The 20,325-nt window shown below is 67.7% G+C and carries 13 protein-coding genes and 1 tRNA gene; 9 read left to right on the top strand and 5 right to left on the bottom strand.

Annotated elements, in window-relative coordinates:
• The 4 genes from fdhD (at position 1) to AC5RVS_RS12285 (ending at position 6,910) form a co-directional block, all read left to right on the top strand.
• Positions 1-885, top strand: a complete 885-nt coding sequence (gene fdhD / locus AC5RVS_RS12300; protein WP_494108341.1) for a formate dehydrogenase accessory sulfurtransferase FdhD — start codon at positions 1-3, stop codon at positions 883-885.
• 51 nt (positions 886-936) lie between these two features.
• Positions 937-3,246: an FdhF/YdeP family oxidoreductase gene (locus tag AC5RVS_RS12295; RefSeq protein WP_494108340.1), complete on the top strand. Its 2,310-nt coding sequence runs from the start codon at positions 937-939 to the stop codon at positions 3,244-3,246.
• Positions 3,247-3,685: 439 nt separating this feature from the next.
• Complete coding sequence (locus AC5RVS_RS12290) at positions 3,686-5,566, top strand: ABC transporter ATP-binding protein (RefSeq protein ID WP_494108339.1); 1,881 nt, start codon at positions 3,686-3,688, stop codon at positions 5,564-5,566.
• A gap of 114 nt (positions 5,567-5,680) precedes the next feature.
• Complete coding sequence (locus AC5RVS_RS12285) at positions 5,681-6,910, top strand: ROK family transcriptional regulator (protein WP_494108338.1); 1,230 nt, start codon at positions 5,681-5,683, stop codon at positions 6,908-6,910.
• A gap of 438 nt (positions 6,911-7,348) precedes the next feature.
• Here AC5RVS_RS12285 and AC5RVS_RS12280 read toward each other — a convergent pair.
• A tRNA-Arg gene (locus tag AC5RVS_RS12280) sits at positions 7,349-7,421 on the bottom strand.
• Positions 7,422-7,438: 17 nt separating this feature from the next.
• Positions 7,439-8,092 (bottom strand): hypothetical protein, encoded by a 654-nt coding sequence (locus AC5RVS_RS12275; protein WP_494108337.1) that lies wholly within the window; start codon positions 8,090-8,092, stop codon positions 7,439-7,441.
• A gap of 97 nt (positions 8,093-8,189) precedes the next feature.
• On the opposite strand from AC5RVS_RS12275, the gene pcrA reads away from it, so the two are divergent.
• The 5 genes from pcrA (at position 8,190) to AC5RVS_RS12250 (ending at position 15,284) form a co-directional block, all read left to right on the top strand.
• Positions 8,190-10,586, top strand: a complete 2,397-nt coding sequence (gene pcrA / locus AC5RVS_RS12270) for a DNA helicase PcrA (RefSeq protein WP_494108336.1) — start codon at positions 8,190-8,192, stop codon at positions 10,584-10,586.
• Positions 10,587-10,662: 76 nt separating this feature from the next.
• Complete coding sequence (locus tag AC5RVS_RS12265; protein ID WP_494108335.1) at positions 10,663-11,709, top strand: mechanosensitive ion channel family protein; 1,047 nt, start codon at positions 10,663-10,665, stop codon at positions 11,707-11,709.
• 220 nt (positions 11,710-11,929) lie between these two features.
• A complete protein-coding gene (sucC, locus tag AC5RVS_RS12260; RefSeq protein ID WP_494108334.1) occupies positions 11,930-13,093 on the top strand; it encodes an ADP-forming succinate--CoA ligase subunit beta in 1,164 nt (387 codons plus the stop codon).
• 18 nt (positions 13,094-13,111) lie between these two features.
• On the top strand, positions 13,112-14,032 hold the full coding sequence (sucD, locus tag AC5RVS_RS12255; RefSeq protein WP_494108333.1) for a succinate--CoA ligase subunit alpha: 921 nt from the start codon (positions 13,112-13,114) through the stop codon (positions 14,030-14,032).
• Between the two features lie 196 nt (positions 14,033-14,228).
• Entirely contained in the window at positions 14,229-15,284 is a 1,056-nt protein-coding gene (locus tag AC5RVS_RS12250) for a zinc-dependent alcohol dehydrogenase family protein (RefSeq protein WP_494108332.1), read from the top strand.
• Between the two features lie 31 nt (positions 15,285-15,315).
• Here AC5RVS_RS12250 and AC5RVS_RS12245 read toward each other — a convergent pair whose 3' ends face one another.
• The 3 genes from AC5RVS_RS12245 to AC5RVS_RS12235 all read right to left on the bottom strand — a co-directional run bounded on the left by AC5RVS_RS12245 (position 15,316) and on the right by AC5RVS_RS12235 (position 20,201).
• Positions 15,316-17,799, bottom strand: coding sequence for a GcvT family protein (locus AC5RVS_RS12245; protein WP_494108331.1), 2,484 nt, complete (start codon positions 17,797-17,799; stop codon positions 15,316-15,318).
• Between the two features lie 108 nt (positions 17,800-17,907).
• Positions 17,908-19,818, bottom strand: a complete 1,911-nt coding sequence (locus tag AC5RVS_RS12240) for a BCCT family transporter (protein ID WP_494108330.1) — start codon at positions 19,816-19,818, stop codon at positions 17,908-17,910.
• Positions 19,819-19,850: 32 nt separating this feature from the next.
• Positions 19,851-20,201 (bottom strand): bifunctional 3-phenylpropionate/cinnamic acid dioxygenase ferredoxin subunit, encoded by a 351-nt coding sequence (locus AC5RVS_RS12235; protein ID WP_494108329.1) that lies wholly within the window; start codon positions 20,199-20,201, stop codon positions 19,851-19,853.
• Positions 20,202-20,325: the final 124 nt, after the last annotated feature.

Below are 20,325 nucleotides of genomic sequence, written 5' to 3'. Positions count from 1 at the left end.
ATGGGCCGCTTGACGCAGCGCCGCAAGGTGCTCAAACTCAGTCTCGATGCGCCGGCGCGCCGCCGCGAGGACGTGATGGCGGTGGAAGAGCCGCTGGAAATCCGGCTGGCCGGCCGCGCGTTCTCGATTACCATGCGCACCCCGGGTGACGACTTCGACCTGGTGGCCGGCTTCCTGGTCTCCGAGGGCATCGTCTGGTCGCCCGAACACCTCGTCTCGATGCGCTTCTGCGCCGGCGAGGACGAGGACGGCCGGCAGACCTTCAACGTGGTGGAGGCCCAGTTGGCGCCAGGGGTGGCGCTGCCGGATCCGCGGCTGGACCGGCAGGTGGTCACCAGCAGCGCGTGCGGCATCTGCGGCACCGCCTCGATTGACGCCGTGACCAAGCGCTCCCGTTTCCCGCTCCAGAATGACGACGGCGGAGCCTCCCCGGGCCCGGACGGCGCCGGCCTGGGCGGCGAAGTGCCGCTGGACATCCTGCTGCAGCTGCCGGACCGGCTGCGCGAACAGCAGCAGGTGTTCGAGCGCACCGGTGGCGTCCACGCCGCCGGCCTGTTCAGCGTCGAGGGCGACCTGCTCTGCCTGCGGGAAGACGTGGGCCGCCACAACGCGGTGGACAAGGTCGTGGGTTGGGCGCTGCGCGAGGGCCGGCTGCCGCTGCGGAACACGGTGCTGCAGGTCTCCGGGCGGGCCTCGTTCGAACTCGTCCAGAAGGCCTATCTCGCGGGTATCCCCGTCCTGTCGGCCGTGAGCGCGCCGTCCTCGCTCGCCGTCGAACTGGCGGAAAAGGTGGGGCTGACGCTGGCCGGTTTCAGCCGCGGACGCAGTATTAACGTGTATGCGCACCCCGGGCGGGTCGGCGCCGCCGTCGGACATTTCGTGTAAGACGCGCCGAGCGTGTCGGAGAACCGGTGTGAGCCGGGATACATTAGGGGCATGACTCGTCCCGGACCCGTGAATGACATTGATGAAAGCACCCTGAAGGTCAAGGAACCGAAGAAGGCCGCCGCCGGTCTTTCGGCTGTGAAGGTTGCGCTGGAGCGCGGCATTGAGCAGGCCGGCGTCGTCCGCACCGCCCGGTCCCTGCTCAGGATCAACCATCGTGGCGGCTTCGACTGCCCGGGCTGCGCCTGGCCCGAATCCATCACCGGGCCGCGCAAGCCGGCCGAGTTCTGCGAAAACGGCGCCAAGGCCGTGGCGGAGGAGAACACCAAGCGCACCGTCACGCCCGAGTTTTGGGCGCGCCACTCCATCGAAGAGCTCTCCACGAAGACCGAGTACTGGCTGGGCCAGCAGGGCCGGATCACAGAACCGGTCATCATCCGCGAGGGCGAGACGCACTACTCGCCGATCTCGTGGGCGGACGCGTTCAGCCTGATCGGCGAACGCATTAACGCCACGACGCCGGACCGCTGCGTGTTCTACACCTCGGGCCGCACCGCTAACGAGACCGCGTTCATGTACCAGCTCTTCGCGCGCTCGCTCGGCACCAACAACCTGCCGGACTGCTCCAACATGTGCCACGAATCCTCCGGCAGCGCACTGAACCCGACCATCGGTATCGGCAAGGGCACCGTGTCGCTGGAGGACATCCACCACTCGGAGCTGATCTTCGTGGTCGGACAGAACCCGGGGACAAACCACCCGCGCATGCTCTCGGCGCTCAAGGAATGCAAGGACAACGGCGGCACCATCGTGGCGGTAAATCCGCTGCCCGAAACCGGACTCATGGCGTTCAAGGACCCGCAGTCGGTGGACGGGCTGCTGCGCGGCGGAACCGCGTTGGCCGACGAATTCCTGCAGATCAAGGTGGGCGGCGACCTCGCCCTGTTCCAGGCGCTGGGTCACCTGCTGCTGGAAGAAGAAGACCGTGCCCCGGGCACCGTCGTCGACAAGGCTTTCATCGCGGCGAATACCGAAGGCTTCGAGGAGTACGTCGAAGCCCGTCGGCACATCGACTGGGCCGAAACCGAGAAGGCGACCGGGTTGTCCCGGCTGGAGATCGCCAAGGTGGCAGGGCTGCTGGCCAAGTCCAAGGCCACCATCATTTGCTGGGCGCTGGGCCTGACCCAGCAGCCGCACTCGGTGGACACCCTGCGCGAGATCATCAACCTGCTGCTGCTCCAGGGCAACTTCGGCAAGCCCGGCGCGGGCGCCTGCCCGGTCCGCGGCCACTCCAACGTCCAGGGCGACCGCACCATGGGCATCTGGGAAAAGCCGAAGGAATGGCTGCTGGCCGCGCTGGACAAGGAATTCGGCATCACCTCGCCCCGGGAGCACGGCGTCGACTCCACCGAGGCGCTCGACGCCTTCGCCGACGGCAAGGTGGATGTCTTCGTATCCATGGGCGGCAACTTCGCCCTGGCGAACTCGGAGACCGAGGCGCTGGAAGAAGGCATGAAGAAGGCCGGCCTGACGGTGCACGTGTCGACCAAGCCCAACCGCTCGCACGTGGTGCACGGCAAGACCTCGCTGATCCTGCCGACGCTGGGCCGCACCGACCGGGACGACAAGCACCCCAAGGGCGCGCAGTTCCTCTCCGTGGAAGACTCCATGTCCGTCGTCCGGTCCACGCAGGGCCGGCTGGAACCGGTCAGCGAGCACCTGCTGGCCGAACCGGTGATCATCGCCCGGATGGCCCAGGCCACCTTCGGGGACGACCACCCGGTGGACTGGCGGGCGATGGCCGAGGACTACGACGTGATCAGGGACCACATTTCCCGGGTGCTGCCCGGATTCGAGGACTTCAACACGCGGATCCGGAACAAGAGCGGCTTCGTGCTGCCCAACCCGCCGCGCGACACCCGGTCCTTCGCCACCGACATCGGCAAGGCCCGCTTCACGGTCAGCCCGCTGGAGTACCTTGAGGCGCCCGAGGGGCACCTGATCCTGCAGACCATCCGCAGCCACGACCAGTACAACACCACGTTCTACGGCTTGGATGACCGCTACCGGGGCATCTCCAACGGGCGGCGGGTCATCCTGGTGCATCCGGACGATTTGGCCGAACTGGGCTTCGCGGACCGCGACCTGGTGGATGTGATCAGTACGTTCAAGGGCAACGAGCGTCGCGCGGACGAGTTCCGCCTGGTGTCCTACCCGACGGCGCGCGGCTGTGCGGCCGCCTACTTCCCGGAGGCCAACGTGCTGGTCCACCGGGACCTCGTGGCCCGGGAGTCCAACACGCCCGGGTTCAAGGCCATGACGGTGCGCTTCGTCCCGCACGAGGAGAAGCAGCTCAGCTGACGCCGGGCTGGCACGACTGCGGCTGGCGCGGCACCGGGCGGTGGCGCGACGGCGGCTGGCGCGGCACCCGGGCAGCGGCCGCCGGCGGGGGGTGTGGCGCGAAGGCGGCTGGCGCGGCACCCGGGCAGCGGCCGCCGGCGGGAGACGCCGTGGATGACAGCGTTCCGTCGGGCTCAGGGGTTGGCGTCCAGATCACCGGTTGCCGCCCCTGAGCTCGCGGCGAGGTCTCCCTTTGGCGTCCAGATCGGGGCCTATTGCGGGCGATCTCGGCGCTAAACCCTGTACTCGCCGAACCGGCTGCAAAACCGGGTGGCATCCCGCGCCTGTCCCGGCCCGGCCATCCAGGACAGCTTTCGGCCGCATGGCCAACGGCAGGAACACCAGGGCGCCCGGAATGGTTCTAGGGTTGCAGTAGCACCATCAGCCGTTAGGAGCCATCATGTCCATGGAAGGGGCAGCCTGGAGTTCGCTGTACCGGCTTTCGCACTCGAAGGACCAGAAGTCCTTCTCGCGGGAGACAGTCCGCCGGACCTTTGCGTTCGCCGCGCCCTACAAGGGCAAGATTGTGATCTTCGTGCTGCTCTCCGTGGTGACCGCCACGTTGGCCGTTGCCACGCCGGTGCTCGCCGGCCAGGTGGTGGACGCCATCGTGGCCAGGACCGGCGTCGAGGTAGTGGCCTGGCTGGCCGTGGTCATCGCCCTGGTGGCCATCGCCGACGCCGGACTCAGCATGGTGACCCGGTGGATTTCCTCCGGGCTGGGCGAGGACATCATCCTGGACCTGCGCACCGCCGTGTTCGACCACGTCCAAAAGATGCCGATCGCCTTCTTCATGCGCACCCGCACGGGCGCGCTGGTCAGCCGGCTGAACAACGACGTGATCGGGGCGCAGCGGGCCTTCGCGGGAACGCTCTCCGGGGTGGTGAGCAACCTCGTGGCGCTGATCCTGACGCTGATCGTCATGCTGAACACCTCCTGGCAGGTCACCGTGCTGGCGCTGTTGTTGCTGCCGGTGTTCCTGCTGCCGGCCCGCCGGATGGGCAGCAGGCTCGCGGAACTGCGCCGCGAGACCGCCAACCACAACGCCGCCATGAGCACGCAGATGACCGAACGGTTCTCCGCGCCCGGAGCCACGCTGGTCAAGCTGTTCGGCCGGCCCGCCGACGAATCCCGCGAGTTCAAGCTCCGGGCCCAGCGGGTGCGCGACATCGGCATCAAGACCGCGGTGATGCAGTGGGTGTTCGTCACGGCGCTCACCCTGGTTTCCGCCCTGGCCCTGGCCCTGGTCTACGGGCTCGGCGGCTTCTACGCGATCATCGGCCGGTTGGATCCGGGCGACGTGGTGACGCTGGCGCTCCTGCTCACCCGCCTGTATGCGCCGCTGACTGCCTTGGCGAACGCCCGGGTGGAGATCTCCAGTGCGCTGGTCAGCTTCGAGCGCGTCTTCGAAGTGCTGGACCTGAAGCCCCTGATTACGGAAAAGGACGACGCCGGCGCCGTGCCGCCGGGCCCGGTCTCCGTCGAGTTCAAGGACGTGCGGTTCGCCTACCCGTCCGCCGAGAAGGTGTCGCTGGCCTCGCTGGAGGAGGTAGCGACCCTCGACGCCCGCGGCGGCGAGGAGGTGCTGCACGGGATCAGCTTCCGGGTGGAACCGGGCCAGACGGTGGCGCTGGTGGGGTCCTCGGGGGCCGGGAAGTCCACCATGGCCCAGTTGCTGGCCCGCCTGTACGACGTAGATTCCGGTTCCGTTAAGCTTTCGGGCACCGATGTCCGTGACCTGAGCTTCGAGGCACTGCGCGGAACAATCGGCATGGTGACCCAGGACGGGCACCTGTTCCACGAAACCATCCGGTCCAACCTGCTGTTGGCCCGGCCGGAGGCCAGCGATGACGAGATCTGGGACGTGCTCCGCCGTGCCCGGCTGGAGGACCTGATCCGGTCCTTGCCGGATGGCCTGGACACCATGGTGGGGGAGCGAGGCTACCGGCTCTCCGGCGGCGAACGGCAGCGGATGACCATCGCCCGCTTGCTGCTGGGCCATCCCCGGGTGGTCATCCTGGACGAGGCGACAGCCGCGTTGGACTCCACCAACGAAGCGGCCGTGCAGGCGGCGCTCACCGAGGCGCTCGAGGGGCGCACCGCCGTCGTTATTGCCCACCGGCTATCCACCGTGCGCTCCGCTGACCGGATCCTCGTGATTGAGGGCGGCCGGATTGTGGAGCAGGGCACGCACGCCCAGCTGCTGGCCTTGGAGGGCCGCTACGCCGAGCTGTACCGGACCCAGTTCCTCAGCGATACCCGGGTGGCCGGCTTGGCCTGAGGGCGGCGGTCCGGACTGCGCGAGAAAGGCGGCCGCGCCGCGGGTGTGGTCAGCCCGCTCAATGGCTAGAGTTGCTCTGGGTCCCACACATCGAATGAGTGGAAAGCGGGTGCGATGCAGCGCGGAACCAACCTTGGCCGCCTGGGCGGCTATAACCAGGCCGTGATCCTTAACGCCATCCGCCGTGCCCGCGAGGGAATCGCCCGGGTGGAACTGGTGGAGAGCACCGGACTGTCCCCGCAAACGATCTCCAATGTGGTGCGCCGGCTGGTGGACGAAGGCCTGGTGCGCGAAGACCGCAAGACCGTCAGCGGGCCCGGCAAGCCGCGCACCGTGCTGCAGTTGGAGGTTTCCAGCCGGCTGGCCATCGGCATCCACCTCGACCCAGTGGTCATGACCCTGGTCGTGCTGAACCTCGACGGCGAGGTGGTGGCGCGTGCCCGGCACGACGTTCCCACTGCCGGCCAACCGGACGGCATAGCCGCTGCCATGGCCGCCGCAACGGAGGCGCTGATCACCGCCTCCGGCATCAAGCGCAACCGCATCCTGGGCATCGGGCTGGCTGCACCCGGGCCGATCGACGCGGCCGAAGGGACGGTGGTGGATCCGCCGATGATGCGCGAGTGGACGTCGGTGCCGTTGCGCGAACCCCTGCGTGCCCTGACGGGCCTGCCGGTGCTGATGGACAAGGACACGACAACCGCGGCGGTGGCGGAACTATGGGCCAGTGGACGGCCGGAGCCCGAGAACTTCGTGTTCGTTTACCTGGGCACGGGCCTGGGCGCCGGCGTGGTGCTCGAAGGCCAGGTGCTGCGCGGCGCCTCCGACAACATCGGCGAGATCGGCCATTTCCCGGTGGAGGCGGAGGTCCCGCCGTGTGACTGCGGAAAACGCACCTGCGTTGGCATGGCGCTGAACTTCGGCACGCTGTTCCAACAGGCCGTGGAGGCCGGGCTGTTCCCGGCCGATGCCGAGCTGGGGGACCGTCACCAGGCCACGGAAAGGATCCTCGCGCTCTTCCGCATGGCCAGCGAGGGCGAGCCGGCGGCCGCGGCCATCATCGCCCGGGCGGCCCGGTTGCTGGGCGGAACCGTCGCGCAGGTGGCCAATATCCTGGACGTGGACCGCGTCATCTTTGGCGGCCCGCTGTGGGACGGCCTGGACGAACTGGCGCTGCCGATCCTGCGCGAGGAGATCAACAAGCGCTTCGTCTCGCGGGCAATCCACGGGGTCGACGTGGTGTCGTCCTCGCTGGGATTCGAGGTGGGAGCCGTCGGCGGCGCCTGCCTGGTGCTGGACGACGCCCTCTCACCCAAGGCCAGCGGGCTGCTCCTGGGCAACTAGCCGGGACGCAGGCCCGTGTTTTACCACGCGACCCCGGCGTGAATGGGCGCGTCCTCGTGCCATAAACGGTCCCCGGAGTTGCTTTATTAAATCCAATCGATTTAGATATATGGTGACGGCAGTGCCTGCGGTGCGTACGCTCCGGGAAGGAACGGTCCCGGAGCGGCTTACGTGCTTCAGGGGAACGGCGCGGCCGTCGGCCAACAAGCGGCGGGAAGATGCTGCTGGCTCCGGCGAACGGGAAGAACCGGAACCAGCGGTCCCAGCTGACAGGGATTCCTGGCCGCTTCGGTGGAAGGCACTACAGCCGGCTACCGTCTGTGCTTCCGTGGGGGGTTGCACAGGCGGCGGTCGGCTGCCCTTTTAACGGCGGCTCTCGGTCGCCCGCATGCCGCCCTCAAGGACGCCTGGCGTTTCGCCGGCAGGTCCGGCAGGAAGTGCCCCCGGGCAGATTCGAACTGCCGACACCCGCTTTAGGAGAGCGGTGCTCTATCCCCTGAGCTACGGGGGCAACGCCAAAAGCTTAGCTTAAGTGGCGCTGCCGGCTGGAGCGGCGGCCGATTCTCCGGCCCGCTTGGGGTTACGCGTGAAGACCGCGACGACGGCGGCGACCAGGCTCAGCCCGAACAGGATGGACTTGGCGACAGTGAGGAAGCTCGCCAGCGAGGCGTCGCCCACCGGGTCCGTGGCCAGCACGGCGTCGAGGGCGGTGTTTTCACCCAGGTCCGCTGCCACATAAAGCACGACGACGGACCAGGCGAGCCAGCGCCAGCTGAGGCGGCGGATTTGCTGCCCCAGCAGGATCAGCCAGGTGAAGCCGAACAGCAACGGGAAGATGGTGTCTGCGGTCTTGTGCCAGTAGTTGTATTGCCCGGCGCCGTCTTCGCCGAACGCGGTGCGCACCTGCTGGACGTACTCGGTGGAATATCCGCCGATGAGCGTGTCCGGCATGGCCAGCCCTCCGGTCAGCTGGGAGAACTGCGGCATCACGAGCAGGAACGAGTAGCCGAACAGCAAGGCCGAGACCGCGGCTCCGGCGATGACGATCAGGTTCGCGTTGCCGGCAGCGCGCTGGGGAGACCGGGTGCTGCCGGGAACGGCAGGCTTGGCTGCGGCGCCGCCTGGGGCCGGGGCCGCCGCCGCACCGTGTTTCTTCGCGCGCTGTGCGGGGGTTTTGGACATACAACCATTATGCCGCTGGAGGTCCTGCGTCGGCCGTTGGCGGAAGTCGCCGCCGGCGTCCCGCAGTGTCGGTGGCGGCTAATAGACTTAGGGAACCATGGATTTCCTCACCGACCCGGACTTCGACCCGCATGTTGCCTCTCCGCCCGCTCCGCATCTGCCCGGCGCCGAAGAGCTGCTCTCGGGGCTGAACCCGCAGCAGGAAGAGGCGGTCAAGCATGCCGGTTCCCCGCTGCTGATCGTCGCCGGTGCCGGATCCGGCAAGACCCGGGTGCTCAGCCACCGCATCGCGTACCTGCTGGCCACCCGCCGCGCGCGGCCGGGGGAAATCCTCGCCATTACCTTCACCAACAAAGCCGCGGCGGAGATGCGGGAGCGGATCGAGTCGCTGGTGGGGGACCCGGCCAAGCGAATGTGGATTTCCACGTTCCACTCGTCCTGTGTGAAGATCCTGCGCCGCGAAGCCAAGCACGTGGGGCTGAACTCGAACTTCTCCATCTACGATTCGGCCGACACGCTGCGGATGGTCAGCCAGGTGGCCAAGGGGCTGGACCTGGACCCGAAGCGCTTCCCGCCCAAGTCCATTCAGCACAAGATCTCGGCGCTGAAGAATGAACTGATCGACGACGAGTCCTACGCCTCCAGCGCCAACTATTCGGATCCGTTCGAGCAGGCGGTGGCCTCGGTCTACACCGGTTACACCCAGCGGATGCGCCAGGCCAACGCCATGGACTTCGACGACCTGATCGCGCAGGTTGTCTTCATTTTCCAAGCGTTCCCGGCGATTGCCGACTCCTACCGCCGCCGCTTCCGCCATGTCCTGGTGGATGAATACCAGGACACCAACCATGCCCAGTACCGGCTGGTGCGCGAGCTGGCGAAGGAGTCCGAAGACGGGTCGGTACCCGCCGGTGAGCTGACCGTGGTGGGCGACTCGGACCAGTCCATCTACGCCTTCCGCGGGGCGGACGTGCGCAACATCGTCGATTTCGAGAAGGACTACGCCAGCGCGCGCACCATCCTGCTGGAACAGAACTACCGGTCGACGCAAACCATCCTGACCGCTGCCAACTCGGTGATCTCCCGGAACCCGGACCGCCCGGCCAAGCGGCTCTGGACCGCTGAGGGCGACGGCGAGAAGATCATCGGCTACGTGGGCGAAAACGAGCACGACGAGGCCCGCTTCATCACCGGCGAGATCGACCGGCTGCAGGACTCCGAAGGGATCCGCCCCGGCGACATCGCCATTTTCTACCGCACCAACGCCCAGTCCCGTTCCATCGAGGACTTGCTGGTCCGGGTGGGGCTGCCCTACAAGGTGGTCGGCGGCACCCGCTTCTACGAGCGCAAGGAAATCAAGGACGCGCTGGCCTACCTGCGGGTCTTGGCGAACCCGGACGACGTCGTGAACCTGCGCCGCATCCTCAACGAACCGAAGCGCGGGATCGGCGACCGTGCCGAGTACGCCGTCGCCGCGCTGGCGGAACGGGACCGGATCTCGTTCATGGACGCGCTGCGCCGTGCCGAGGAGGCACCCGGCATGGCCACCCGGTCGGTGAACGCGGTCGCTGGCTTCGTGAAGCTCATCGACGACCTGGCCGAAGTCGCCGCCGGATCCGGTGCGGCCGCCGCGCTGGAGGCCGTGCTGGAGCAGACCGGCTACCTGGCGATGCTGCGCCAGAGCAGCGACCCGCAGGATGAATCCCGGGTGGAGAACCTGGCCGAGCTCGTGGCCGTGGTGCGCGAATACGAACGGGACAATCCGGAAGGGTCGCTGTCCGAGTTCCTGGAGCAGGTGGCGCTGGTGGCCGACGCGGACCAGATTCCGGACGCCCCGGACGCCAAGGCGGCGCAGTTGGCCAAGGACCAGGGCGTGGTGACGCTGATGACCCTGCACACCGCCAAGGGGCTGGAGTTCCCGGTGGTGTTCCTCACCGGCATGGAACACGGAATCTTCCCGCACCAGCGCTCCATGACCGACCCGGCGGAGCTGGCCGAAGAGCGGCGGTTGGCCTATGTGGGCCTGACGCGCGCCCGCCAGCGGCTGTACCTGACCCGGTCCGAGTCCCGCAGCATGTGGGGCCAAAGCCAGTTCAATCCGGCCAGCCAGTTCATCGAAGAGGTCCCGGCCGAACTCATCGACTGGAAGCGTGAAGGCACGGCCCGCCCGACGTTTGCCTCCGCGGGCAGCTTCGGGTCCAGCCGCTACGGGGGATCGCACTGGGGTGCAGGGGCCTCCGGCAGTCAGGACATCAGCAATATGCGCGGATCGGCGCCCTCGATCACCAGTGCCAAGACCCGGGCCGGACGTGTGCAGCCGCAGAAGGAAGTCATCGCGCTGTCCATCGGCGACAAGGTCAACCACGCCAGCTTCGGCAACGGGACGGTTTTGGGCCTCGAGGGTGCCGGCGACAAGACGGTGGCCAAGGTGAAATTCGACGCCGGCGAGAAGCGGCTGCTGCTGCGCTATGCGCCGCTGACCAAGATGGGCTGACCTCCGCTGGGAGATTCGCCACGTTCGCGCCCGCGCATTTGGCAGCGGCCGGACGCGGCGCTTACCGTTCATATCCATGGACCACGTGGACATTAGGACTTTGGAACGGCTGGCAACCCCCGAGTTTTGGCTTGACAAGCCGCTGCGCGTTTCGCTGATCCTGCTGGGTGGATTCATGCTGAACATGGTGCTGCGGATGGTGATCAAACGCGTCACCGGAAAGATCGCCGACGGCGAGACCGCCAAGCTGGACAAATTCGACCCTGCGGCGCCCAAGAACACAAAAGACCCGCGCTACTGGCTGATTCAGGACTCGCCGATCGCCGCGGTTCGCCGGGCCCAGCGCTCGAAGACGATCGGATCGGTGCTGCGTTCGATCACCACCATCGTGCTGGCCAGCATCACCGTGCTGATGGTGCTCACGGAGCTGGACTTCAACCTTGGCCCGGTACTGGCCAGTGCCGGCATTGCCGGCGTCGCTATTGGTTTTGGCGCCCAGACCCTGGTCAAGGACTACCTGTCCGGGCTGTTCATGGTGGCCGAAGACCAGTACGGCATCGGCGACGTGGTCGACTTGGGCGAGGCATCCGGCACAGTGGAGTCGGTCGGTCTGCGGGTCACCCAGGTGCGCGCCGTGGACGGCACGCTGTGGCACGTTCGCAACGGGGAGATCCTGCGGGTGGGTAACTCCTCGCAGGGCTGGGCGCGGGCCGTGCTGGACATCCCGGTTCCCTACGACTCCGACGTGGAAAAGGTTTCCGATCTGATCCTCCAGACCGCCATGGAACTGCGCATGGACGAGGACTACCGCAGGCTGATCCTGGACGACCCGGAGGTCTGGGGCGTCGAAGCGCTCACCGGCGAATCCGTGGTGATCCGGCTGGCAATCCGGACCAAGCCGCTGGAACAGTGGGGCATCGCGCGCGTGATGCGGGCCCGGCTGAAGAGCGCACTGGCCCAGGAAGGCCTGCGGATCCCGCTGCTGAACCAGACCGTCATCCGGGGCGGCGCGCCGGCAGCCGCCGCCGCGCAGGACGCGGACGCCGCAGCGCAGGGCGGGGACGCCCCAGCGCAAGGCGGGGACACCGCCGTCGACCCTCGGGAAAACAGCGGCAAGCGTTAGCCGTGCCGCCCCGTTACCCCAAGCCGTGACGATTCTACAAGTTGTAGAAGTGTGCCCTTGGCCACTAAAGCGGTACTCTGGGACCGGCTCCCGAGGCCAAAGGGGCTAGAGTTCCCCATGGAGCACTGCAGGCATCCGCCGCCGTCCGTGGTCATCGCCACGGCCAACCGCGGATGCCGCTCCGAGTCAGAAACGACTTCGACGTAGAAGGACACAACCCGTGGACCTGTATGAATACCAGGCGCGCGATCTCTTCGAGGCACACGGAGTACCCGTGCTGGCTGGAATCGTTGCGTACACCCCAGAAGAAGCCAAGGCAGCTGCTGAGAAAATTGGCGGCGTAGTTGTCGTCAAGGCTCAGGTGAAGGTCGGAGGCCGCGGCAAGGCCGGTGGCGTCAAGGTCGCCAAGACCCCCGACGAGGCGTTTGAACACGCCTCCAACATCCTCGGCATGGATATCAAGGGCCACACCGTCAACAAGGTCATGATCGCGCAGGGCGCCGACATCGCCGAGGAGTACTACTTCTCCGTGCTGCTGGACCGCGCGAACCGCAACTACCTGGCCATGTGCTCGGTGGAGGGCGGCATGGAGATCGAGCAGCTCGCCGTGGAGCGCCCGGACGCCCTGGCAAAGGTTGCCATCGACCCGGCCGTGGGCATCGACCAGGCCAAGGCCGACGAAATCGTCGCCGAGGCCGGCTTCGCCGAGGACCTTCGCCCCAAGGTCGCCGAGGTCATCGTCAAGCTCTGGGACGTGTTCATCAAGGAAGACGCCACCCTGGTTGAGGTCAACCCGCTGGTCAAGACCGGCGCCGGCGACATCGTCGCCCTGGACGGCAAGGTCTCGCTGGACGAGAACGCCTCCTTCCGCCAGCCCGGCCACGAGGAGCTCGAGGACAAGGACGCCGCAAATCCGCTCGAGTCCAAGGCCAAGGAACTGGACCTGAACTACGTCAAGCTCGACGGACAGGTCGGCATCATCGGCAACGGCGCAGGGCTGGTCATGTCCACCCTGGATGTCGTCGCCTATGCCGGCGAGAAGCACAACAACGTCAAGCCCGCCAACTTCCTGGACATCGGCGGCGGCGCCTCGGCCGAGGTCATGGCCGCCGGCCTGGACGTCATCCTCAACGACGAGCAGGTCAAGAGCGTGTTCGTGAACGTTTTCGGCGGCATCACCGCGTGCGACGCGGTCGCCAACGGCATCGTCAAGGCCCTGGAAATCCTGGGCGAGAAGGCCACCAAGCCGCTGGTTGTCCGCCTGGACGGCAACAACGTCGACGAAGGCCGGCAGATCCTGCTCAACGCCAACCACCCGCTGGTCACCCTGGCCCTGACCATGGACCAGGGCGCCGACAAGGCCGCCGAGCTGGCCAACGCCTAAGGACCGAGGAACTAAAACATGTCTATCTTCATCAACAAGGACTCGAAGGTCATCGTCCAGGGCATCACCGGTGGCGAAGGCTCCAAGCACACGGCGCGCATGCTGCACGCCGGCACCAACATCGTTGGCGGCGTGAACGCGCGCAAGGCCGGCACCACCGTCACCCACGGCGAGAAGACCCTGCCGGTGTTCGGCACGGTCAAGGAAGCCGTCGCCGAAACCGGTGCCGACGTCTCCATCGTCTTCGTCCCGCCGGCCTTCACCAAGGACGCCGTGGTCGAGGCCATCGAGGCCGAAATCGGCCTGGTCGTGGTAATCACCGAGGGCGTGCCGGTTCAGGACTCGGCCGAGTTCTGGGCGCTGGCACAGTCCAAGAAGGACGCCGACGGCAACCAGATCACCCGCATTATCGGCCCGAACTGCCCGGGCATCATCACGCCGGGCGAGTCGCTGGTGGGCATCACCCCGGCGAACATCACCGGCAAGGGCGGCGTGGGCCTGGTCTCCAAGTCCGGCACGCTGACCTACCAGATGATGTACGAGCTGCGCGACCTTGGCTTCTCCACCGCCATCGGCATCGGCGGCGACCCGGTCATCGGCACCACCCACATCGACGCCCTGGCTGCGTTCGAGGCCGATCCGGAAACCAAGGCGATCGTGATGATCGGCGAAATCGGCGGCGACGCCGAGGAGCGTGCCGCCGAGTACATCAAGGCCAACGTCACCAAGCCGGTTGTCGGCTACGTGGCCGGCTTCACCGCGCCGGAGGGCAAGACCATGGGCCACGCCGGCGCCATCGTCTCCGGCTCCTCGGGCACGGCCCAGGCCAAGAAGGAAGCCCTCGAGGCGGCGGGCGTGAAGGTCGGCAAGACGCCTTCCGAGACCGCGCACCTGCTGCGCGAGGTCTACCCGGACCGCGAGGAAGCCTCCAACCTCTAGGCCCCTCGCCAACAGCACCGAAGCCCGCCACCTGCGCAAGGTGGCGGGCTTCGCTTGTTCCCTGCGGCCACCGGCCAAGGTGGCGGGCTCCGCCTGTTCCCGGCGGCCACCGGCGAAGGTGGCGGGCTCCGCCTGTTCCCGGCGGCCACCGGGACCGGGCTAGGCTGGAAAGCACACCCACTGCACAGGAGGTTACATGCGCGCTGCCATCATCCACGGACCGGGCGACATCCGGGTCGAGGAACGCCCCGACCCGGAAATCCTTGCCCCCACCGACGCGATCGTGCGGGTGACTGCCACCTGCGTCTGCGGTTCCGACCTGTGGCCCTACCGCGGCATCCGCGAGCCGGGCAAACCGCATCCCATCGGCCACGAACTCATCGGCGTCGTCGCGGCCACCGGCGACGCGGTGCGGACGCTGTCGGCCGGCGACTTCGTGGTAGCCCCGTGGGCCATCAGCTGCGGCGAGTGCCCGCCCTGCCGCAACGGCGTGCAAACCTCCTGCGAACACCGGGCCAGTTGGGGAGGCCGCGACGAGCATGGCCTCCCGGTCGACGGCGGCCAGGGCGAAGCCGTGCGGGTGCCCCACGCCGACGCCACCTTGGTGGCGGTGCCGGGCGTGACCGATCCCGGGGAGGAACTGGCCAAGAGCCTGCTCACGCTCTCCGACGTGATGGGCACGGGACACCACGCGGCCATCAGCGCCAAGGTTGGTCCGGGACGCACCGTCGTCGTCGTGGGTGACGGCGCCGTCGGACTGTGCGGAGTGCTGGCAGCCAAGCGGCTGGGCGCCGAGCGGATCATCGCGATGTCCCGCCACGACGACCGGGCGGCACTGGCGCGCGAATTCGGCGCGACCGACGTCGTGGCGGAACGCGGCAAGGCCGCCGCCGAAAGGGTCAAAGAGCTGCTCGGCGGCGTGCTGGCCGATTCGGTGCTCGAATGCGTGGGCACGGCGGAGTCGATGGACCAGGCGCTGCGCTGCACCAGGCCCGGCGGATCAGTCGGCTTCGTGGGTGTCCCCGCCGGTGGCGCCGAACTGCCCATCGGGGTGTTGTTCTCCAAGAACATTGCCGTCGCCGGCGGCGCCGCGCCCACCCGCGAATACCTTCCGGAACTCCTCGAGGACGTCCTGGCCGGGAAGATCAACCCCGGCAGGGTCTTCGACGCGGTCATGCCCCTCGCCGAGGCCGCTGAAGCTTACCGGGCCATGGACGAACGCCGCGCCATCAAGGTGCTGCTGCGGCCCTAGCCGCGGCCAGTCTCCCCGCCAGCGCGGACGGTCAGCCGCGCAGGCGTTCCATGCCGGGGTCGACGAGCGGTTCGGCGGCGACGGTGGCCTGAATGCGGCGGCCGAAGTACTCGATCTCGACGCCGTCTCCCTCCACGGTTTGGGCAGGAAGCCACGCGTACGCGATCGGCCGGCCCACCGTGTAGCCGAAGGCCGCGCTGGTGACGTAGCCGGACGGGACGTCGTCCACGTACACCGGCTCCTTGCCCAGCACGACCGACCGGCCGTCGTCGATGGTCAGGCAGCGCAACCGGCGGGCCGGTGCGCCCGCGGCGGCCAGCGCGGCATCGCCGACGAATCCGCCCTTGTCCGCCTTGACCGCAAACCCGAGGCCGGCCTCCTCCGGCGTGTGCTCGGTGGTCATGTCGGTGCCAAAGAGCCGGTAGCCCTTTTCCAGCCGAAGGCTGTTGAACGCGGCCCGGCCGGCGGCGATGATCCCGTGCTCCTGCCCGGCCTCGAACAGCGCGTCCCAGAGCCTGAGCCCCTGGTCGGCCGTGGTGTACAGTTCCCAGCCCAGCTCGCCCACATAGGAGAGCCGCATCGCGGTGACGGTCAGGCCGGCAATGCGCACCTGGGCTGTGCGGAAGTACTTGAGCGAGTCGTTGCTGAAGTCGTCGCCGCTGACCTTGGCCATCACGCTGCGCGCCAAGGGCCCCCAGAGTCCGATGCAGCAGGTGCCGGCGGTGATGTCCTCGACCCGGACCCACTGGGCCGGGTCGGCGTGCGACTGTGCGGACGCCTCGCCGCGCAGGTACTCGTAGTCGGCGTTGTTGTTGATTCCTGCCTGGAACCGTTCCGGCGCCAGCCGGGCCACCGTGATGTCGCTGCGGATGCCGCCGCCGGAATCCAGCAACAGGCAGTAGGTCACCGCCCCGGGTTTCTTGTTGAGCTGCCCGGTGCCCAGCCGCTGCAGCAAGGTCAGGGCGCCCGGCCCGGACACCTCCACCCGCTTGAGCGGCGTCATGTCATACATGGCGACGGCGGTGCGCGTCTTCCAGGCTTCGGCCGCGGCGATGGGGGAGTGGTAGCGGGCCGCCCAGGCGTCGCGCTCCGGTTCCCGCCAGTCCTGCGGCAGCACCGACAGCAACGCCGCGTTGGCCTCGTACCAGTGCGGCCGCTCCCAGCCGCCGGATTCCAGGAAGACCGCGCCGAGCTCTTGCTGGCGGCCGAAAAACGGGCTGGTGCGCAGGTTCCGCGGGGATTCGCGCGGCTGCAGCGGATGCAGCACGTCGTAGATCTCCACGAAGTTCTGCTGCGACGTCTGGCTGATGTACTCCGGCGCCAGCTGGACATCTTCGAATCGGCGCACATCGCATTCATGCAGGTCCGTCCGCGACCGTCCGTCCACCAGCAGCTCTGCCACAGCCTTGGCCACGCCCGCCGAATGGGTGACCCAGACGGCTTCGGCCAGGTAGAAGCCGGCGACGTCCGGGGACTCGCCGATCAGCGGGCCGCCGTCGGGGGTGAAGGAAAAGACGCCGTTGAAGCCGTCGGCGATGTGCGCGCCGTGGAGTGCCGGCAGCAGCCGCTGGCTTTCCCGCCAGGACGATTCGAAGTCCTCCGGCGTGAAGTCCAGCCGCGACGGCATGCGGTCTTCGGACACGTCCGCCGGCGGGACGGCGGACAGCTCGTCCAGGTTCACCGGCATGGGCCGGTGCGCGTAGGAACCGATGCCCAGCCGGTCGCCGTGCTCGCGGAAGTACAGGTCCGCGTCCTGATGGCGCAGGATCGGTAGCCGGGCGCCGTTGGGCAGCTCGTTCCGGCCGGCCAGCACCGGCAACGCCGAGGTCTTGACATATTGGTGCGCCAGCGGGAGCAGCGGCACCGTCATGCCCACCATGGCGCCGATCTTCGGCCCCCAGAACCCGGCACAGCAGACCACGACGTCGGCGGACACCCTCCCGGCGTCGGTCGCCACCGCGGTGACCCGTCCGCCGTCGTGCTCAATGCCTGTCACGGTGGTGGAACCGCGGAACTCGACGCCGGCGGCGGAGGCGCGGGCAATCAACAGCCGGACGGCGCGGGCCGCGAGGGCCAACCCGTCGGAAGGGATGTGCAGGCCGCCCAGCACGTTCCCGGCCGGCAGCAGCGGATGCTGCTTCTCGCATTCATCCGGATCGATCAGCCGCGCCTCGACGCCCCAGGACGCGGCGAAGCCGGCCTTGCGCTTGAGGTCTTCGAACCGCGCGGGCGTGGTGGCCACCTCCAGACCGCCCACCTGGTTGAAGCAGGAGATGCCGTCGGCCGTGAGTGAGCGCATTTTGCCCACGGTGTAGCCGGCGAATTCGGTCATGGTCTTGGACGGATTGGTCTGGAACACCAGGCCGGGGGCGTGCGAACTCGACCCACCGGCCAGATGCAGCGGGCCCTGCTCCAGGACGGTCACGTTCGTCCAGCCGCGGGTGGCCAGTTCGTCCGCCAGGTTGGCGCCGACGATCCCTGCTCCGATGATGACGATGCGCGGGGTAGTACTCATGCGGTAATGCTCCTTGAGGTAGCAGGGCGGTGCAAGGGATGAAGGGTCAGGCGTTTGTGCGGTGCGGCGGGCGCCCCGGTTGCACGGGTCCGCCCGCCGCAGGGCGGCCTAGGCCGGCGGCGGCGAAGCTGCCGGGCACTTCCCTTCGGGACAGGTGTCGTCGCATTCGTGCTTGGTGACCAGATCGAACCTGGTTCCGCGGTGCTGGCCCACCCCGGAACGGATGGCGCGCTCCACCACGGAGTCGGCCAGCCGTCGGCGCAGCGCCAACGGATCACGGCGCAGGTCCTTGGCCAGCGCAATGCACATCAGCAGCATCACCAGGACGAACGGCAACGCCACCACGATGGTGATGTTCTTGAGTCCGTTCAGGGCTTCGGCCGGCTGGTCCCCGCCGGCCAGCAACATCACCGCAGCCACCCCGCCGGTCAACGCACCCCAGAAGATCACGACGCCGCGGGACGGCTCTTCGGCCCCGTTGGAACTGAGGGAAGCCATCACCAGCGAGGCCGAGTCGGCGCCGGTGACGAAGAAAATCCCCACCAGCACCATCGCCAGGATCGCCACCGCGCCGGCCAGAATGTTCGGCAAGGGCAGGTTTTGCAGCAGATCGAATAGGGCACCGTCGAAGGAGATGGTCGGCTCGCCGTCCACCATGTCCACCAGCCCGTCGCCGGGATTCGGTGTGGCATCTGCTGCGGCCTGCACGCCGAAGCTGGCCCCGCCGAAGATCGCGAACCAGGCGACGCTCACCACGCTTGGCACCAGCAGCACGCCGGTGACGAACTGGCGGATGGTGCGGCCGCGGCTGATGCGCGCGATGAACATGCCCACGAACGGCGTCCAGGACACCCACCAGGCCCAGTAGAACACCGTCCAGCCGGACATCCAGCTGCGCAGCGCCTCGTCCCCCACCGCTTCGGTGCGGGAGGCCATCTCGGCCAGGTCGCGGGCATAATCCCCGACGGCGGCCGGCACCAGGTTCAGGATGAACAGTGTGGGCCCTGCCAGGAACACAATCAGCGCCAGGACCACGGCGAGCACCATGTTGATGTTGGCCAGCCACTGGATGCCCCGGCGGATGCCGGAGACGGCCGAGGCGATGAAGCATGCCGTGAGCACGGCGATGATGACCACGAGCACTCCCGTTGCCAGCTCGCCAACCCAGCCGTTGAAGGCCAGGCCGCTGCCGATTTGCAGGGCACCAAGGCCGAGCGACGCGGCGGTGCCGAAGAGGGTGGCGAAGATGGCCAGGATGTTGATGAACTTTCCTGCCGGTCCCTCCACCGTCTTGCTGCCGAACAGGGAGGTGAAGATTGCCGAGATCAGCTGTTTGCGGCCCAGCCGGTAGGTGCCGTAGGCCATGGCAATGCCGACGACGGCGTACATCGCCCACGGATGCAGTGTCCAGTGGAACAGCGAGGTGGCCATCGCCGTCTGGATGGCCTCGGGAGTCTGCCCGTCGACGGTGCCGGGCGGCGGGGAGATGTAGTGGTACATCGGCTCCGCCACGCCGTAGAACATCAGTCCGATGCCCATGCCGGCGGCGAACATCATGGAAATCCAGGAGATGGTGCGGAACTCCGGCTTTTCGCCGTCCTTGGACAGCGGGATGTTGCCGAACCGGCCGATCGCCAGCCACAGCACAAAAACCACGAAGAGCGAGGCCAGCAGAATGAACAGCCAACCGGTATTCTCCATCACCCAGTTCAGGACGGTGACCGAGGTGGTGCCGAGATGCTCGGTGGCCAGGAAGCCCCAGGCTACGAACGCGACGGCGAGGACGCCGGCCACGGCGAAAACCGTCTTGTCCAAGCCACCGCTCGTCCGCTGCCGGCCCGCGACCGCCTGCTCGTTCTCGCTCGCACGAAGCTCGGCCAGGATCCGGGCGTCGTCCTCGGTGTCCTCCCGCCGCGGCGGCGCGTCAAGCGGTCCGCCCGTCGGCTCCGGTGCAAGCACCTGCCGGACCTCGTGGTCGGGCGGGCCATCATCAACTGCAAGATCTTTGTTCACTGACATCTAGATTCCTTTGTTGGATGACGAAGGACCGGCTACACGTGCCCGTCGACCTGCAGGCCGGGCGGGAGATTCGGGACCTCTTCTGATTCCCAGACCATGATGATGCCGTCCACGACGGAGACACCGTGGACGCGAACCGGGAGTTTGGCCGGCGGCGCGTCCACTACGCCGGTGCGCAGATCAAACTTCGACGCGTGCAGCGGGCACTCGACTTCGCAGCCCTCCACCCAGCCGTCCGCAAGCGAGGCGTCTTGGTGCGTGCAGGTGTCGTCGATGGCAAAGAGTTCGCCCTCTTCCGTGTGGAAGACCGCGATGGGAGGCGAGGTATCCAGCCGGATGGCGTCGCCGGGGGCTAGTTGGTTCAACGGGCAGGCTTTGTGCATGGAGCGGCTTCTTTCGCAACGCCACGGCGTGGCAAGTTCCGTCATGAACAACGTTGTCCACGATAGGCAACAGTGTGCCGGGTCACAATCCGTTGTCAAGGGTCTTGGGAAAATCTTTATCCGC

It is taken from the genome of Arthrobacter sp. Y3221048 (genome assembly GCF_059092685.1).
The sequence above is the reverse complement of the archived record's forward strand: the minus strand, read 5'-3'. Positions and strand labels throughout refer to the sequence as shown.

Bases quoted from the DNA above. Each gene is read 5' to 3' on its own strand.
- AC5RVS_RS12240 (WP_494108330.1), bottom strand. From the start codon at position 19,818: ATGTCAGTGAACAAAGATCTTGCAGTTGATGATGGCCCGCCCGACCAC.
- fdhD (WP_494108341.1), top strand. From the start codon at position 1: ATGGGCCGCTTGACGCAGCGCCGCAAGGTGCTCAAACTCAGTCTCGAT.
- AC5RVS_RS12235 (WP_494108329.1), bottom strand. From the start codon at position 20,201: ATGCACAAAGCCTGCCCGTTGAACCAACTAGCCCCCGGCGACGCCATC.
- AC5RVS_RS12295 (WP_494108340.1), top strand. From the start codon at position 937: ATGACTCGTCCCGGACCCGTGAATGACATTGATGAAAGCACCCTGAAG.
- sucD (WP_494108333.1), top strand. From the start codon at position 13,112: ATGTCTATCTTCATCAACAAGGACTCGAAGGTCATCGTCCAGGGCATC.
- pcrA (WP_494108336.1), top strand. From the start codon at position 8,190: ATGGATTTCCTCACCGACCCGGACTTCGACCCGCATGTTGCCTCTCCG.
- AC5RVS_RS12250 (WP_494108332.1), top strand. From the start codon at position 14,229: ATGCGCGCTGCCATCATCCACGGACCGGGCGACATCCGGGTCGAGGAA.
- AC5RVS_RS12265 (WP_494108335.1), top strand. From the start codon at position 10,663: ATGGACCACGTGGACATTAGGACTTTGGAACGGCTGGCAACCCCCGAG.
- AC5RVS_RS12285 (WP_494108338.1), top strand. From the start codon at position 5,681: ATGCAGCGCGGAACCAACCTTGGCCGCCTGGGCGGCTATAACCAGGCC.
- AC5RVS_RS12290 (WP_494108339.1), top strand. From the start codon at position 3,686: ATGTCCATGGAAGGGGCAGCCTGGAGTTCGCTGTACCGGCTTTCGCAC.
- AC5RVS_RS12275 (WP_494108337.1), bottom strand. From the start codon at position 8,092: ATGTCCAAAACCCCCGCACAGCGCGCGAAGAAACACGGTGCGGCGGCG.
- AC5RVS_RS12245 (WP_494108331.1), bottom strand. From the start codon at position 17,799: ATGAGTACTACCCCGCGCATCGTCATCATCGGAGCAGGGATCGTCGGC.